Below are 17,065 nucleotides of genomic sequence, written 5' to 3' on the forward strand. Positions count from 1 at the left end.
CATTGGTGATGAGGATGGAAAATAGTAAGTATCTGATAATATACAATGATATTGTAGACAAGATAGAAAAGGGAGAATATGAGGCAAACGCAAAACTTCCTTCAGAAAATGAATTAATGCAGATTTATGATGTATCGAGAGACACGATAAGAAAGGCTCTATTGCACCTTGAACAAAATGGGTATATTCAAAAGATAAAAGGAAAGGGCTCCTTTGTACTTGATATAAATAAATTCGATTTTCAAGTTTCGGGACTTATAAGTTTTAAAGAGCTTGCCAGCAAAATGGCAGGTTCTGTTGAAACTATAGTAGAGGAGCTTGAAGTTATAAGACCTGATAAGTATCTTCAAAAGCAGCTTCAAATAGGTGAAGAGGATGCAGTTTGGAAGATAGTTAGATCAAGAAAAATAAATGGAAAAAGAATTATTTTAGATAAGGATTTTATATTAAAGAGTGTAGCAGATGGATTTACTAAAGAAATTTGCCAAAACTCTATTTATGAGTATATTGAAAATGTATTAGGGCTTAAAATATCTTTTGCTAAAAAGGAGATTGTTGTTAAAAGTGCAACAGATGAGGATAAGAAATATTTAGATTTAGATGGATTTGATGTAGTGGTTGTTGTAAAGAATTATGTGTATCTTGATGACATGACTCTTTTTCAATATACAGAATCAAGGCACAGGCCAGACAAATTCAAGTTTATAGATTTTGCAAGAAGACATAAATAGGGAGCAGTTAAATTATTTACTGCTCCCTATTTTATATATAAACAATGCAAGGGGATAAACCAAGGAGTATGCTTATTTATTATCTTTCTTCAAAGGCATTTATATACATTTGTTTAATTTCGCTAATTAATGGATATCTTGGGTTTGCACCTGTACATTGATCATCAAATGCCTGTTCTGCCATTTCATCAAGTGTAGCGTAGAACTTCTTTTCAGAAACTCCAGCTTCTCTGATTGACTTTGGTATGTTTAGTTTTTCTTTAAGTTCATCTATTGCCTTAATTAAAAGTTCTACCTTTTCTTCGTCAGTATTTCCTCCAAGTCCTAGATAATCTGCAATTTTAGCATATCTTGATTTAGCATTTGGATACTTATATTGTGGGAAAGCTGTTTGCTTTCTTGGATTATCTACTGCGTTAAATCTTATAACTTCATTGATTAATAGCGCATTTGCTATACCGTGTGGTATGTGGTGCATTGCACCAAGCTTATGTGCCATTGAGTGACATACACCAAGGAAGGCATTAGCAAAAGCCATACCAGCTATTGTTGAAGCATGTGCCATTTTTTCTCTTGCCTTTTGATTTGTTGGTCCTTCATTATATGCTATTGGTAGATACTTAAATATAAGTCTTATAGCCTCTAAAGCTAGTCCGTTTGTGAATTCAGATGCTAAAACAGAAACATAAGCTTCGATTGCATGAGTTAGAGCATCTATACCTGATGCTGCAGTTAGGCTCTTTGGCATATTCATCATAAGCTCAGTATCAACAATTGCCATATCAGGAGTTAATTCATAGTCAGCAAGAGGATACTTAATTCCTGTTTTTTCATCAGTTATAACTGCAAAAGGAGTAACTTCTGAACCTGTACCTGCTGATGTTGGAATGGCTACCATCATAGCCTTTTGTCCAAGTTCTGGGAATCTATAAACTCTTTTTCTAATATCCATAAATCTCATAGCCAGATCTTCAAATCTAACTTGAGGATGTTCATACATTACCCACATAATCTTTGCAGCATCCATTGGTGATCCACCACCAAGTGCTATTATTACATCAGGGTTAAATGCCCTCATTAGATCTGCACCCTTTTTAGCACAAGCAAGTGTTGGATCTGGTTCTACCTCAAAGAATACACTTGTTTCAATTCCAAGTGGTTCTAGTATACTAGTTACCTTTTCAGCAAATCCTAAATCAAATAGTACCTTGTCAGTAACTATAAATGCTCTCTTTTTACCCATATCCTTTAATTCCTTTAGAGCTTCTGCAAGGCATCCATATTTAAAGTAAATCTTTTCTGGTACTCTAAACCAAAGCATATTTTCTCTCCTCTCAGCTACGTTCTTGATGTTTAATAGGTGTTTTACACCAACGTTTTCTGAAACTGAGTTTCCTCCCCAAGATCCGCAGCCAAGAGTAAGTGATGGTGCTAGTTTGAAATTATATATATCTCCTATAGCACCTTGGGATGATGGCATATTTATAATAGTTCTACCAGTTTTCATTACTGCACTGAATTTTTCAACTCTATCCTTACATTTTATTGTATCTGTATAAAGTACTGAAGTGTGACCAAATCCACCATGTTTAACAAGTGTTACAGCTTTATCAAGTGCTTCATCGAAAGAATGAGCTCTATACATAGCAAGAACAGGAGATAGTTTTTCGTATGAGAATGGTTCGTCAATTTCAACTGATTCAACTTCAGCAACAATTATTCTTGCATTATCTGGCACCTTAATACCTGCCATATCACCTATCTTTTGAGGACTTTGTCCGACAATGTTAGGATTTATTGAACCATTTACAAGAAGTATTTTTCTAACTTTATCAATTTCATCTCCCTTTAGGAAGTATGCGCCTCTTTCAATAAATTCATTTTTTACTTCATCATATACCTCATCAAGTACAATTACAGATTGTTCTGATGCACAAATAACTCCATTGTCAAAGCTCTTTGAAAGTATTATTGAGTTTACTGCCATTTTAATATGGGCATATTCGTCAATTATAGCTGGAGTATTACCAGCACCAACTCCTATTGCTGGCTTTCCTGAAGAGTAGGCAGCCTTTACCATTCCTGGGCCACCAGTTGCAAGTATAAGATCAGATTCTGCCATAACAAGCTGTGAAAGTTCAACAGATGGCTCATCTATCCATCCTATGATATTCTTTGGTGCTCCAGCTTTAACTGCTGCATCAAGAATTATCTTGGCAGCTTCGATAGTTGACTTTTTAGCACGTGGGTGAGGAGAAAATATAATACCATTTCTAGTTTTAAGTGCAAGTAGAGCTTTGAATATTGCTGTTGACGTAGGATTTGTTGTTGGAACTATAGCAGCTATAACTCCTATTGGTTCTGCTATTTTTGTAAGTCCCATTGCTTCATCTTTTTCAATAACACCACAAGTTTTTTCATCCTTGTATTTATTGTAGATATATTCTGAAGCAAAGTGGTTTTTTATAACCTTATCTTCTACTATACCCATTCCTGTTTCTTCAACTGCCATTTTAGCAAGATATATTCTTGCGTTATTTGCTGCCATTGCAGCCTGTCTAAATATCTCATCAACTTGTTCTTGAGTGTAAGTTGAAAATTTCTTTTGAGCTTCTCTTACTTCAGCAATTTTTTGTAGTAATTCCTCTCTGTTAGTAACTGCCATAAAAAACACCTCTCTTTGTTAATTTAATAACATAAATAAGAAATGTCGAAGTTGGGATGGAGGAGTGATAAATACTAAATAGTTATAAATTTAACAAACTTAATTAAATAAAAAAGTACATTTATCAACTTTTGGTTTGTTAATTTATTGACAATTATATTGTAATATATATTTTTACAAAAATCAATATAAAAAATAAAATTTTTTAAATAAAATTAACATTTGAAAATTTGGGTTGTTTTAAGTATGCTAAAGTAGTTGTTATTTAATCTTTTCTTCATATGATATTTTTTATATAATATCTAGGAATAATTATATTTAAATAAGATAACGTAAAATTGACAGATAGGCTTATAAAGGAGGATTGTGATGAGTGAAAATAAACTTGCTGGTACAGGTTGTCCTATATTAGTACCTTTTAGTGAGAGAAAGCCTCTAGAAGAGATAGAAAGAAGTATAATTAAAACATATAGAAATAAACTATGGACTAAGTTTGTTAAGGCTATAGATGAGTTTAAATTGGTAGAGGAAGGCGATAGGGTTGCTGTTGCTGTGTCAGGTGGTAAAGACAGCATGCTTATGGCAAAACTTTTTCAAGAGCTTAAAAGACATGGAAAAATAAATTTTGAGCTTGAGTTTATTGCAATGGACCCAGGATATCACGAAAGTATTAGAGCATTACTTATTGATAACTGTAATTATTTAAACATTCCAATTAAGATATTTGAATCAGGTATATTTGAAGTTGCAGATCGAATAGCTAAGGATTATCCATGTTATATGTGTGCAAGAATGAGAAGGGGAGCACTATATTCAAAGGCAAAGGAGTTAGGATGCAATAAGCTTGCATTAGGCCATCACTTTAATGATGTAATAGAGACGATCATGCTAAATGTTTTATATTCAGGAAATTTCAAGACAATGATGCCAAAGCTTAAGGCAGAAAACTTTGAAGGAATAGAGCTTATTCGTCCTATGTATTATATTGAAGAAAGACATATAGAACAATTTACAAAGGCAAATGGAATATGGCCTATAAACTGTGCTTGTATGGTTGCAGCAGAGAAAATTGCAAATAAAAGATATGAAATAAAAGAGCTTATTAAGGAGCTAAAGAAGAAGTTTAGTGATGTAGATAAATCTATATTTAATGCTTCAAAAAATGTAAATATGGACTGTATACTAGGTTGGAAAAAGGGAGATAAGAAATATTCCTTTTTAGATTTCTATGATGAATAAGATTTAGTACCATGAAGGATTTTTAAAATTAGAACAGTTATTTTTATTTTTAAACAAAAGAGCCCTATGGTAAAGGGCTCTTTAAATTTTACAACCTTTTATTTAATTTACTGTAAATATGGTACCCAACAAAACCTAACATACCAATAAGAATAGCTACTGCTGAAATTAGTGCATAATTTGTTGTTTGTTCATATAGTACATAAGCAGTCTTTGGTGGTAGTGTAAGTGTTCCACCACTTATAGTTTTAATTGGTGTAATTCCAGCCTTTTGACCATTAACAACTATACTATATCTTCCACGACTAGGAAGTTTAATCTTTTGTTCTTTATTTGTACCGTTAAAGGCAACTACAATATTTTTCCACTTATCTCCATTTGCATTATCCTTTAAAACATAAGCAATTACATTTGTAGGAGTGTCTAAAAACTCAAGATGTTTTTTTATCATTTCAGCAGTTGGCATTCTGAATGCAGGGTGGTTTTTTCTTAACTCAATTAATCCCTTATAGTATTCAACGACATCCATATTTTTGTCTTTTCTATCCCAATCAAGTCTATTTATTTCGTCGCTTGCATTATAGCTGTTGTCGTTTCCTTGTTTTGTTCTCATAAATTCCTGTCCAGCATGTAAAAATGGAATTCCTTGTGAAGTTAAAACTATAGCACCAGCTAGTTTATGCATAGCCTTTATTTCTTCTTCTGATGCATCAGGATTAGTAAATTTTAGCTTATCGTATAAGGTATTGTTATCATGAGCTTCACAATATACAACAGATTGATTAGGTTCAATTCCACCCCATGTAGTTATTACAGTTGAATAATCAATTCCTCCAACAATACCAGACATAACTTTAAATTGTGATGAAGTACTTCCATTTACAAATCCAGGTTCAGTATGATTAAATACGCTTCCCTTTATACCATCCCTTATAGTGTCATTAAAGTGTGCTATCCTTGGCATCTTTGAAGCGTTCTTTTGGTTTGCCTTAAGGTTATCATCAAGTGCTGTTGAAAGGTTCCAGCCTTCTCCAATAATAATTATTGAAGGGTCTATTTTATCAAGTTCAGCTCTTATTGAATTCATTGTTTCAATGTCTAAAAGCCCCATTAAGTCAAATCTAAATCCATCAATATTGTACTCCTTTGCCCAGTAGGTTACAGAGTCTATTATGAATTTTCTTGCCATGCTTCTTTCAGATGCAACATCATTTCCACAACCTGAACCATTTGTGAGCTTCCCTGAAGAGTCAGTTCTAAAGAAATAGCCTGGTACTAGTTTATTAAAGTTTGAAGCGTCGGCACTATACATATGGTTATAAACAACATCCATTATAACTCTTAATCCGTTATCGTGTAGAGTTTGTATTAATGTCTTAAGTTCAATAACTCTAGATAGTGGATCAAACGGATTTGTTGAATAACTTCCCTCTGGTGCATTGTAGTTTTTAGGATCATATCCCCAATTAAATTGAGGTTTTGTCGAAGCTTCATCTATAGATGCAAAGTCAAATATGGGTAGAAGTTGTATGTGAGTTACACCTAGACTTTTTATATAATCAAGTCCAGTTATAGTTCCATTTTGTGTCTTTGTACCTGTTTCAGTTAAACCTAAGAATTTTCCTTTATTTTTAATACCGCTATTTGGGTGTACTGATAAATCCCTTATATGAAGTTCATAAATTATAGCGTCAACTGGATTTTTAAACTCAGGCTTATATTTCGGGTTCCATTTTTCAGGATTTGTTTTAGATAAATCTATAACTACACCTTTATCACCATTTACTGTAACGCTTCTAGCATATGGGTCTACTGCTTCATTCCAAGTTTCTCCTATTTTAACCTTATAGGTATATATTGTTCCATGTTGGTCACCATCAAGTGTATAGGACCAAACCCCTTTATCTTCCTTTTTCATACTATATTCTTTGCCTTGAGTATCATTCCATTTTGAATATATGACAAGTTTTGCCTCACTTGCAGTAGGTGCCCAAACTTTAAATGTAGTTTTTGAACTTGTATAGTTTGCTCCTAGGTCATCTCCTGAGTAGAAGTATAATTCATCAAATTCCTTTGAACTAAATATTTGTCCGAATGTAGCAGCTTTAGTGCCGTATCCAATAAATTCTACATTTATTGCTTTATCAAGTGAAATTTTTTCATCTAGAATAATTGATAAACGTCTTGCTTTATTTTCAACTTTTGTTGATTCATCAATTTTTATTTCTGAAATTGTATATTCCTTATTGTTATCCTTAACCTTTATTTTATTTTTTAGATCTTCTGTTATAGTAAATGGAAAATTAACTTCGATGTTTATTGTTTTAATTCCATCAATTGTTGCAGACACAAGCTTTGGAGTTAAATCAATTGTGTCTATTGAATAGTGAATTCTTTCATCTCCCTGCATAAGCCAAATTTCAGCAGAACCATCATCTTTAAATTTAGTTATAAATCTATCTCCAAACTCCTTTTCGGCCCAGTCGTTTCCTTGTTCACTTCTTCTTGTAATTATTCCTAATCTATCAACGTCTGCGGTATCTTCAATGATAAAGGTACCAACTAGACCAAAATTATCTCTACCAGTAAAATAATATCCTTTGCCTTGTTTTCCATAAGGCCAGATCCACAGGTTCCAACCATCATATTTGCCGTCGTATCTATAGTAGTGTACCGTTACTTTAGTTTTTTCCTTTAGTTTAACAGGATTTGATGCTTTCTTATCGGGCTTTTTATAGTAGATTTCTGGATCATCGGGGAGAAGCCAAATCTCTGCAACTCCATTAATAAATTTATCTACAAATCTATCTTCTGCAACGTCCTTTTCCCATTCATCAGTTCTTACAATAAATCCAACTTTATTATAGTTTTCATCAAACTCTATAATTGCATAGGGACCAAAGTCGTCCTTGTGGGTGAATTCATATTTTTTGCCATCCTTTCCATAAGGCCAAATCCATAGGTTCCAATCTTTGTCTGTCTTTGGATCTTTGGCATAGTGAATAATTAATTTTGTTTTGCCTTGAGCAAACGTTTGTCTTGGTGGCATTACATAAAAAATATTAACAAGTAGAAAAGTTAATAGAGATAAAAATGCTAAAAAATTAGTTTTCTTCAAGCATATCCCCCTTTCATAAATTAATAAATATATTAATTCTATTATTATCTTTAGTTTCCTGCTTTATCCTAATAAAATAATTTTACACTATATATTATAAAATAAGGAGATTATTTAGAAGAAAATTTATAGAATTTTTCTAAAATTTATGCTATTATAAAAGAAAACGATTTCTGGGCTGGGGGTAGAGTTATGAATATAGATGAAATAATGAATGAGCTTACTTTAGAAGAGAAGTGTAGTCTTTTATCAGGGGCAGACTTTTGGAATTTAAAATCTATAGAGAGGCTTGGAATAAGAAAAATTATGATGACGGATGGACCACATGGACTTAGAAAGCAGGATATGGATGCAAGTGAAATAGGACTAGAAAAAAGCGTACCAGCAACTTGCTTTCCAAGTGGAGCTGCACTTGCTAGTACATGGAATAAGAATTTAATTAAAGAAGTAGGAAAAGCTATTGCAAAAGAGTGTTTGGATAATGATGTAGATGTGCTTTTAGGACCGGCGGTTAATATAAAAAGGTCTCCTTTATGTGGAAGAAATTTTGAATATTATTCGGAGGATCCAGTTCTATCTAGTAAAATTGCAAAGTATTTTATAAAAGGAGTACAGAGCCAGGGAGTATCAGCATGTATAAAGCACTTTGCAGCTAATAATCAAGAATTTAGAAGATTAACAACAGATGTAAGGGTTGATGAAAGAGCTTTTAGGGAGATTTATTTAAAGAGCTTTGAGGAGGCTATAAAGGAAGCAAAACCAGATTGTGTAATGTGTGCCTACAATAAAATAAATGGAGAATATGCGTCAGACAATAAAAAACTTTTAAATGATATATTAAGGGAAGAGTGGGGATACGAAGGAGTAGTTATATCGGATTGGGGAGCTGTTAATGACAGAGTAAAATCACTAGAGGCTGGAATGGATATTGAAATGCCAAGTTGCTTTGGAGTAAATGATAGAATAGTTTATGAAGCAGTAAAAAGTGGGAAAATAAAAATTGAAGTTCTAGACAGGGCAGTTAAAAGAATTTTAAAGTTAATTTTAAAGCATAGTAATAAGAGTCAAACTAGATGTGTTGATTATGAATACAATCATAGACTGGCCTCAAAGGTTGCCGAAGAAGCAGTTATACTTTTAAAAAACGATGATGATATACTTCCATTAAATAAGGATAGCAGGATAGCGATTATTGGAGAATTTGCTAAAAATCCTAGGTTTCAAGGTGGAGGAAGTTCACATGTAAATCCAACAAAGCTAGAATGTCCAATAGATGAAATAAAAAAATATGCAAATAGTGTTGTATACGCAAGAGGATTTAATTCAAATAATGATGAAATAGATGAAGCTCTAATAAAGGAGGCAGTTAATTTAGCAAAAATATCTGATGTAGTTGTTCTATTTTTAGGTCTTCCAGAGAGGTATGAATCGGAGGGATTTGATAGAGCAGACATTAAACTTCCATATAATCAGAATATATTAGTTGATGAAATATATAAAGTAAACAAAAATATTGTGGTATCTTTAAGTGTGGGATCCTGTGTTGAGATGCCTTGGTTAGATAAAGTTAAAGCAGTTTTAAATGGGTATCTTTTAGGTCAGGCAGGTGGAAGTGCAATTGCAAACATCTTATTTGGTTATTCTGTTCCATCTGGAAAACTTTCAGAAACATTTATAAAGAGGTTAGAAGATAATCCATCCTACATAAATTTCCCAGGTTCAAATGATCGGGTTTATTATGGAGAAAGTGTTTTTGTAGGATATAGATATTATGATTATAAAAATATAGATGTTCAGTTCCCTTTTGGACATGGATTAAGCTATACTAGGTTTGAATATAGTAATTTAAAAATAGATAAAAATGATTATTTCGATGATGAATGCATTGATATTAGTTTTAAATTAAAGAATGTAGGTAAATATAAAGCTAAAGAAGTAGTGCAGGTATATATCAGTAAGCCAAATTCAAGCATCATAAGACCTATTAAAGAATTAAAGGAATTTGAAAAGATAGAACTTGATGTTGGAGAGGAGAGGGAAGTAAATTTAAAAATAAAGGTAGATGATTTAAGTTATTTTGATGAACAATTTAATAGTTTTTTAGTTGAAGAGGGAGAATATAAAATACTTATAGGATCTAGCTCAAGAGACATAAGACTTGAAGGTAGTATAAAGGTAAAGAATAGACAAAAAGTAAAAAGAATGTATCATATAAATTCAACTATTATGGATGTAATTAAAACAGAAAAAGGAAAAGAGTTACTAAAAGAGTTAGTTCAAATGCTAGATGTTGATGAAAATAATGTACAGGCTAAAATGATGAAGGAATTTTATCTAAATATGCCTTTAAGGGGACTTATATATTATGGAAATGGGAAATATGACTTTGAAAAATTAAATGAGATTATTGATTTATTAAATAACGAAGCTTGACAAATGGGTTTGATTCTATTACAATTTAGCATAAATATACACTTTAATTTGGTCCAGCGAGGCCAGAAAGGGGTATGATAGGTATGAAGCTTTTTTGTCGTGTAAAAAAATGCATAGCTTTGCTTAAATATTTTTGTGGAACATAATGGACACGAAGGAGATTAGCTTATATAATCTCCTAAGTGTCCTTTTTTATTAATACTTGTTTAGGAGGCAAAAATATGAATGCAAAGCTGGTACTTGAAAATGGAGTAGTGTTTACAGGAAGGGCATTTGGATATCTACAAGAAACAGTAGGTGAAGTAGTATTTAATACTGGGATGACAGGATATCAGGAGGTTTTAACAGATCCATCCTATTATGGACAAATAGTTGTTATGACTTATCCTCTAATCGGTAATTATGGAATAAACTATGAAGATGTTGAATCACAAAGTCCTAAGGTAAAAGGGTTTATAGTTAAAGAAAATTGTACTTTCCCAAGCAATTTTAGATGTAGTATGGACCTAGATGATTATCTTAAAAACAATAAAATAATAGGATTAGAGGGAATAGATACAAGGGCTCTAACTAAAATACTTAGAGACACAGGTACTATGAAGGGTGTTATTACATTAGAGGATATGGATATAAATAGAGCAAAAGAGATTATGAAAAACTTTTCAAATAAAGATGCAGTCTTAAATGTAACTACAAAACAAAAATATCATATAGACGGTATGGGAAAGCACATTGCAGTTTATGATTTTGGAATAAAGCAGAACATAATAAGAAGCTTTATAAAAAGAGGATGCAGACTAACAGTTTTTCCAGCAACAGCCTCATATAATGAGATTTTAGAGGTAAATCCCGATTTAGTGTTTTTATCAAATGGCCCAGGAGATCCAGAGGATTTAAAGTTGATAATTCAAAACATAAAAGAATTATTAGGTAAAAAACCAATTGTAGGTATATGTTTAGGTCATCAGCTTTTAGCCTTAAGTCTTGGAGGAAGGACTAAAAAACTTAAATATGGACATAGAGGCTGTAATCATCCTGTAAAGGATTTAACAAAAAACAAAACATATATAACCTCTCAAAATCATGGATATTATGTTGATGTTGTACCAGAGGACATGGAGGTAACTCATATAAGTTTAAACGATGGCACAGTTGAAGGGATGAGACACAAAAAACTTCCAATTTATTCAGTTCAATTTCATCCTGAAGCTTGTCCTGGTCCAAAGGATAACGACTACATTTTTGATGAATTTTTAAAATTAGCACTATAGGAGGGATACTATGCCACTAAATAGGAATATAAAAAAGGTACTTGTTATAGGTTCAGGACCAATAGTTATAGGACAAGCAGCAGAGTTTGATTATTCAGGAACACAGGCTTGTATGGCTATAAAAGAGGAAGGAATAGAGGTTGTACTGGTAAATTCAAATCCTGCCACCATTATGACGGATAAAGAGGTTGCAGATAAGGTGTACATTGAACCTTTAACAGTAGAGGTTTTAGAGAGGATAATAGAAAAGGAAAGGCCAGATTCACTACTTGCAGGAATGGGTGGACAGACAGGACTAAATTTAGCGGTTGAACTTTATGAAAAGGGAATACTTCAAAAATATAATGTTAATGTTATAGGTACAAAGATTGAAGCCATAAAGCGTGGGGAAGATAGGGAGCTCTTTAGGGAGCTTATGAAAAAGATTAATCAGCCAATAATTGAAAGTGAGATTGTTACAAACCTCGAGGATGGAATAAAATTTGCAAAGAGAATAGGCTATCCTGTAATAATAAGACCTGCCTATACATTAGGGGGGACAGGTGGTGGAATTGCAGAAGATGAAGAGGAGCTAAAGAGAATTTTAGATATGGGACTTAAGTTAAGTTCAATAGGACAAGTTTTAATAGAAAAGAGTGTAAAGGGATGGAAGGAAATAGAGTATGAGGTTATACGCGATAGTCAGGGTAACTGTATAACTGTATGTAATATGGAAAATATAGACCCCGTTGGAGTTCACACAGGAGACAGCATAGTTGTTGCACCAAGCCAGACTTTATCAGACAAAGAATATCAAATGCTTCGAACAGCTTCAATAGATATAATAAATTCAGTTGGAATTGAGGGGGGATGTAACGTTCAGTTTGCATTAAATCCTAATTCCTTTCAGTATGCAGTCATTGAAATAAACCCAAGGGTGTCACGTTCATCTGCCCTTGCATCAAAGGCAACAGGTTATCCTATTGCAAAGGTCGCAACAAAGATTGCACTTGGATATACACTTGATGAGATTAAAAATGAAGTGACAAATAAAACATATGCCTGCTTTGAGCCAAGTTTAGACTATGTAGTTGTAAAGATACCAAAATGGCCCTTTGATAAGTTTACTGATGCAGAAAAGACACTTGGAACAAAGATGATGGCAACTGGGGAAGTTATGGCAATAGGGAGAAACTTTGAAGAGGCACTTTTAAAGGGAGTTCGTTCCCTTGAGATAGGTGCATATTCTCTTGAGATTAGTAAATTTAAAAATGATAGCTTAGATGAGCTCAAGGAAAAGGTAAAGAGGCCAAATGATGAAGGATTATTTATAGTAGCAGAACTTTTAAGAAGGGGAGTAGATGTTGAAGAAATTTCAAATATAACAAAGATAGATAAGTTTTTTATAAATAAGATAAAAAACATAGTTGATAGAGAAGAAGAATTAAAAGGATTAAGTTTGAAGGATTTAAATAAAGAAAAATTAAGGGAATATAAAAAGCTTGGATTTTCTGATAGGGCAATTGCCCATTTTCTAAAGGCAGAGGTTGAAGATATAAAGAGACTTAGAAGGGAGCTTAATGTAAATCCAGCATATAAAATGGTGGATACCTGTGCAGGAGAGTTTGAGGCAGAGACACCTTATTATTATTCAACCTATGAAGACTTTGATGAAGTTGTAGTAACGGATAATAAAAAGGTTGTTGTAATAGGTTCTGGCCCAATTAGAATAGGTCAGGGAATAGAGTTTGACTATTCTTCAGTACACTGTGTACTCTCTTTAAAAAAGCTTGGTTTTGAGACTATAATAATAAACAACAATCCAGAAACAGTAAGTACAGATTTTAATATGTCAGATAAACTATACTTTGAGCCATTAACTGAGGAGGATGTTTTAAACGTTATAGAAAAGGAGAAACCCTATGGAGTAATTTTACAATTTGGAGGACAAACTGCAATAAAGCTTGCTAAATATTTAGATAAAAAGGGAATAAGAATACTTGGAACATCATCAGAGCAGATAGATTTAGCAGAGGATAGAGAAAGGTTTGATGAACTACTCGAGGGCCTAAACATAAAAAGGCCAAAGGGAAGGGCAGTATGGTCAGTTGAAGAAGGTATAGAGGTTTCTAAAGAAATAGGTTTTCCTCTTTTAGTTAGACCATCCTATGTGCTGGGTGGACAGGGTATGGAAATAACAAGGGATGAGGATGAGCTTAGATATTATTTAAATTGTGCCTTTGAAAAGGACAATAAAAATCCTGTACTGATTGATAAATATATATGTGGAAGAGAGATTGAGGTTGATGCTATTTCAGATGGTGAAGAGGTTTTAATCCCTGGTATAATGGAACACTTAGAAAGTGCAGGAATACATTCAGGAGATAGTATAACTATATATCCAGCTCAAAGTATTTCACAAAAAATAAAGGATAAAGTTTTAGAGTATACAAAAAGGATTTCAAAGGCAATAGGAATTAAAGGAATGATAAATATTCAGTTTATAGAGTATAAGGATGAACTTTATGTAATAGAGGTAAATCCAAGAGCATCAAGAACAGTTCCTTTTATAAGTAAGGTAACAGGTGTTCCAATAGTTGAAATAGCAACAAGGGTAATGCTTGGAGAGAAGCTTAAAAATATTGGTTATGGGGTAGACGTGTATAAGGAGTCAGAAATTGTTGCAGTAAAGGTTCCTGTATTTTCAACTGAAAAACTAAAAAATGTTGAAGTTGCATTAGGACCTAATATGAAGTCAACAGGAGAAGTTTTAGGTATTGGAAGAAGTTTAAGTGAGGCATTATATAAGGGATTTTTAGGGGCAGGTTTGGATATTAAAAAGGTAAAAAAGGTATTTGCAGCGGTAAATGACTATGATAAGTATGAGTTTGTAGAGCTAGCAAATAGGATGAACGAAATAGGATGCGAAATATATGCAACAAAAGGTACATGGGAGGTACTAACTAGAGAAAAAGTGGAGGCAGAGTTTGTGGATGATAATAAAGCTCTAAACTTAATATCAAAAGGTGATATAGACCTAGTTATAAATACTCCAACTAAGGGAAATGATTTAGAAAGAGAAGGATTTAAAATAAGAAGAAGAGCTGTGGAGAGAAACATTAAAGTATTAACTTCACTTGACACCTTAAGGGCTGTTGTTAAAGTTATGGAAAATAAAGTGGAATATGATGTCTATGTGTTATAATTATTTTTAAGTTTTTTAGATGGTTAGGACAGGCATTTGATTAAAATGCTTGTCCTTTATTATTTGAGAAGTTTTTAGATGTAAGGGAGAGTTGACATAAAAATTAAATGGTATGGAGACAAAATATAATTATCTTTTTTAGTATAACATTTTAGAATGAATTGGAAATTTTCATATATAAACTATCTTTGAAACAAGCATTTTTGTACTAATGTACATAAATTGTTAATACAATTTATTCAAGAAATGGTATATAATTATTATTGCAAATAGCAATATTAAGGGGGATTTTTATGTATAAGGAGGCACCTTGGAAGTTAAAGGGAGATGGGTATATATTACTTTATAAATTTAAAAAGCACTTTATAAAGAACCACATATATTCACAGGATTTTTTGAAGGATTGCCCCTGTGGTGGATTAGGGTGTGTTATGATTGTAGACTATAAGGAATCAGATGTAGGACCATATAGGGAACTGCTTTTTATACCTGGCAAATTTAAGTTTAATGGTAAAAAATTAAATACAATATCAAAAATATATGTAACAACACAGGACAGCGTTGTAAATGGAATAAGAAATTGGGCTATACCTAAGGAGATTGCAAATTGTAGCATAAATAATACAGGAGGAATTAATCACATAGAATTTTTAAAGGGAGAAGAACGTATTTTAAAAATAAGTTTTAAAGATGGAAGGATGAAGTTTCCTGTGAACACTAAACTTTTACCATTTCCATTAGTCCAAAGATATCATGACAAACTATATTATACAAACTTTTATGGAAGTGGTAAGGGAAGCTTTTCAAGGGTAGAACAAATAGAGGTTAATGAAAAGTATTTTCCAAATATAAAATACTATAAACCAATTGCTGTAATTAAAGTTACAGATTTTAATATTGTATTTCCCAAGGCTGAAATAGAGGGGATGAAGTTATGAATTTAAAACTTCAAAAAAGAAGACTGCACTAGTTCCTTTTCCAAGTCAGTCTGCACACTATGTTGCAACATGTATTATAAAAGGTATGGAGAGAAATAAAAAATATGTTTATCCATCAAAAACTTTTGTTTTAATTTCGGTATTAAATAGGCTTTTTCCGTTTATTTATAGGCTTTATCAGAAATCACAGTACAATAAATTTAAAAGGTGGTTAGAAAAAGTATAAGAGTTGAGGATGTTTGAAAAAGAATTGTAGAAAAAAACAGCTGAATATATTATAAGATTTTTGGAAAAAATCGAATAAAAAATATATACAAATGAGGAGATGCTATGGTAATATTTTTTATACTAATAACAATTGCTATATATGGACTTGGCAATTATTATTTAGGTTTTAGGATGTTCAGAAATATAAAAAAAATAATGCCATTTTTGAGTGCAAAATTTTATTGGGGTGTTATTATATTTTTGTCTTTGAGTTTTATAACAGAGAGGTTTTTAAGGAAGTATCTATCAAAAAATCTAAACTATATTATAAGTTTATTAGGGTCATACTATATTGCTGTTTTGTTTTATGTGATGATTGCCTTCTTTTTAGTTGATATATTAAGGTTTTCACTGAAAATTCTAATTAAAGGATATAAAACTCCTACAGTGTTAGCTTATGCAAATATTTTTGTTGCAGCCTTAATTATACTTTTAATAATAGTTGGCACAATAAATGCACTAAATACTAAAGTATCTGAATATAAGATAACAACAGATAAAAGGATTGCTGAAGATTTAAATATAGTTATGGTAAGTGATATTCATCTTGGAACAATCATAACAGAGAGAAGATTGAATAAACTTGTTAATTTAATTAACAGTCAATCCCCTGATATTGTAATATTTGCAGGTGACTTGATAGATGACGATATTGATATATTTGAAAAAAGAAGATATGGAGAAGTATTGAAGAATATAAAGTCAAAATATGGTGTATATGCTGTACTTGGTAATCACGAGTATATTTCAAGAGATATAGATAAAGTACAAAGATGTTATAGTGAGGCAGGTATAGAACTGCTTATTGATGACGTGAAGGAAGTAAATGGAGTATATTTAGTAGGAAGAGATGACCAATCATCAGCAAGATTTAATGGAAAAGATAGAAGGAGCATAAAGGATTTATTATGGGATTTAGATAATAATAAATTTATAATAGTAGTCGACCATCAGCCAAAAAATATAAAGGAGGTAAAAGAGGCTGGAGTAGATTTGCAATTAAGTGGACATACCCATAAGGGACAGTTTTTTCCTGTAAACTATATTACAGGAAAGATTTATGATATAGACCATGGTATAATGAAAAATGGTAATTTTACACTTGTTGTTTCAAGTGGATATGGTACTTGGGGTCCACCGATTAGAATTGCAACAGTCAGCGAAATAGTGAAGATAAGAGTTTCAAAAAATAAATAAAAAATTCATTCTAAAAGTCCCA

9 protein-coding genes are annotated in these 17,065 nt (G+C 32.1%); 7 read left to right on the top strand and 2 right to left on the bottom strand.

Annotation, left to right across the window (positions count from 1 at the left end; genetic code table 11):
- The first annotated feature begins 14 nt into the window (after positions 1–14).
- Positions 15–731: a trehalose operon repressor gene (gene treR, locus TCEL_RS02085; protein ID WP_040683714.1), complete on the top strand. Its 717-nt coding sequence runs from the start codon at positions 15–17 to the stop codon at positions 729–731.
- A 79-nt stretch (positions 732–810) separates the two neighbouring features.
- On the opposite strand, the gene adhE is transcribed toward treR, so the two are convergent.
- The gene (adhE, locus tag TCEL_RS02090; RefSeq protein ID WP_018660634.1) at positions 811–3,396 is read right to left on the bottom strand and encodes a bifunctional acetaldehyde-CoA/alcohol dehydrogenase; all 2,586 of its coding nucleotides are present in this window, start codon (positions 3,394–3,396) and stop codon (positions 811–813) included.
- Between the two features lie 369 nt (positions 3,397–3,765).
- Between adhE and TCEL_RS02095 the strand changes: the two genes are divergently transcribed.
- Positions 3,766–4,635, top strand: coding sequence for a tRNA 2-thiocytidine biosynthesis TtcA family protein (locus TCEL_RS02095; RefSeq protein ID WP_018660636.1), 870 nt, complete (start codon positions 3,766–3,768; stop codon positions 4,633–4,635).
- 88 nt (positions 4,636–4,723) lie between these two features.
- Here the strand turns inward: TCEL_RS02095 and pulA are convergent, their stop codons facing one another.
- The gene (pulA, locus tag TCEL_RS02100) at positions 4,724–7,753 is read right to left on the bottom strand and encodes a type I pullulanase (RefSeq protein WP_018660638.1); all 3,030 of its coding nucleotides are present in this window, start codon (positions 7,751–7,753) and stop codon (positions 4,724–4,726) included.
- 192 nt (positions 7,754–7,945) lie between these two features.
- Between pulA and TCEL_RS02105 the strand changes: the two genes are divergently transcribed.
- The 5 genes from TCEL_RS02105 (at position 7,946) to TCEL_RS02125 (ending at position 17,043) form a co-directional block, all read left to right on the top strand.
- Positions 7,946–10,186, top strand: coding sequence for a beta-glucosidase (locus TCEL_RS02105; RefSeq protein WP_018660640.1), 2,241 nt, complete (start codon positions 7,946–7,948; stop codon positions 10,184–10,186).
- Between the two features lie 221 nt (positions 10,187–10,407).
- Positions 10,408–11,457 carry a glutamine-hydrolyzing carbamoyl-phosphate synthase small subunit gene (locus TCEL_RS02110; protein WP_018660642.1) on the top strand — a complete coding sequence of 350 codons (1,050 nt, stop codon included), beginning with the start codon at positions 10,408–10,410 and terminating at the stop codon, positions 11,455–11,457.
- Between the two features lie 10 nt (positions 11,458–11,467).
- The gene (carB, locus tag TCEL_RS02115) at positions 11,468–14,641 is read left to right on the top strand and encodes a carbamoyl-phosphate synthase (glutamine-hydrolyzing) large subunit (protein ID WP_018660643.1); all 3,174 of its coding nucleotides are present in this window, start codon (positions 11,468–11,470) and stop codon (positions 14,639–14,641) included.
- 293 nt (positions 14,642–14,934) lie between these two features.
- Positions 14,935–15,579 (top strand): acetoacetate decarboxylase family protein, encoded by a 645-nt coding sequence (locus TCEL_RS02120; RefSeq protein ID WP_018660645.1) that lies wholly within the window; start codon positions 14,935–14,937, stop codon positions 15,577–15,579.
- Positions 15,580–15,909: 330 nt separating this feature from the next.
- Positions 15,910–17,043: a metallophosphoesterase gene (locus TCEL_RS02125; RefSeq protein ID WP_018660648.1), complete on the top strand. Its 1,134-nt coding sequence runs from the start codon at positions 15,910–15,912 to the stop codon at positions 17,041–17,043.
- Positions 17,044–17,065: the final 22 nt, after the last annotated feature.

The sequence above is a fragment of the Thermobrachium celere DSM 8682 genome, assembly GCF_000430995.1.
Taxonomy (GTDB): domain Bacteria; phylum Bacillota; class Clostridia; order Clostridiales; family Caloramatoraceae; genus Thermobrachium; species Thermobrachium celere.

Excerpts from the sequence above, each read along its gene's own strand:
- TCEL_RS02120 (WP_018660645.1), top strand. The coding sequence starts at position 14,935 with ATGTATAAGGAGGCACCTTGGAAGTTAAAGGGAGATGGGTATATATTA.
- carB (WP_018660643.1), top strand. The coding sequence starts at position 11,468 with ATGCCACTAAATAGGAATATAAAAAAGGTACTTGTTATAGGTTCAGGA.
- TCEL_RS02095 (WP_018660636.1), top strand. The coding sequence starts at position 3,766 with ATGAGTGAAAATAAACTTGCTGGTACAGGTTGTCCTATATTAGTACCT.
- TCEL_RS02125 (WP_018660648.1), top strand. The coding sequence starts at position 15,910 with ATGGTAATATTTTTTATACTAATAACAATTGCTATATATGGACTTGGC.
- TCEL_RS02105 (WP_018660640.1), top strand. The coding sequence starts at position 7,946 with ATGAATATAGATGAAATAATGAATGAGCTTACTTTAGAAGAGAAGTGT.
- treR (WP_040683714.1), top strand. The coding sequence starts at position 15 with ATGGAAAATAGTAAGTATCTGATAATATACAATGATATTGTAGACAAG.
- TCEL_RS02110 (WP_018660642.1), top strand. The coding sequence starts at position 10,408 with ATGAATGCAAAGCTGGTACTTGAAAATGGAGTAGTGTTTACAGGAAGG.
- adhE (WP_018660634.1), bottom strand. The coding sequence starts at position 3,396 with ATGGCAGTTACTAACAGAGAGGAATTACTACAAAAAATTGCTGAAGTA.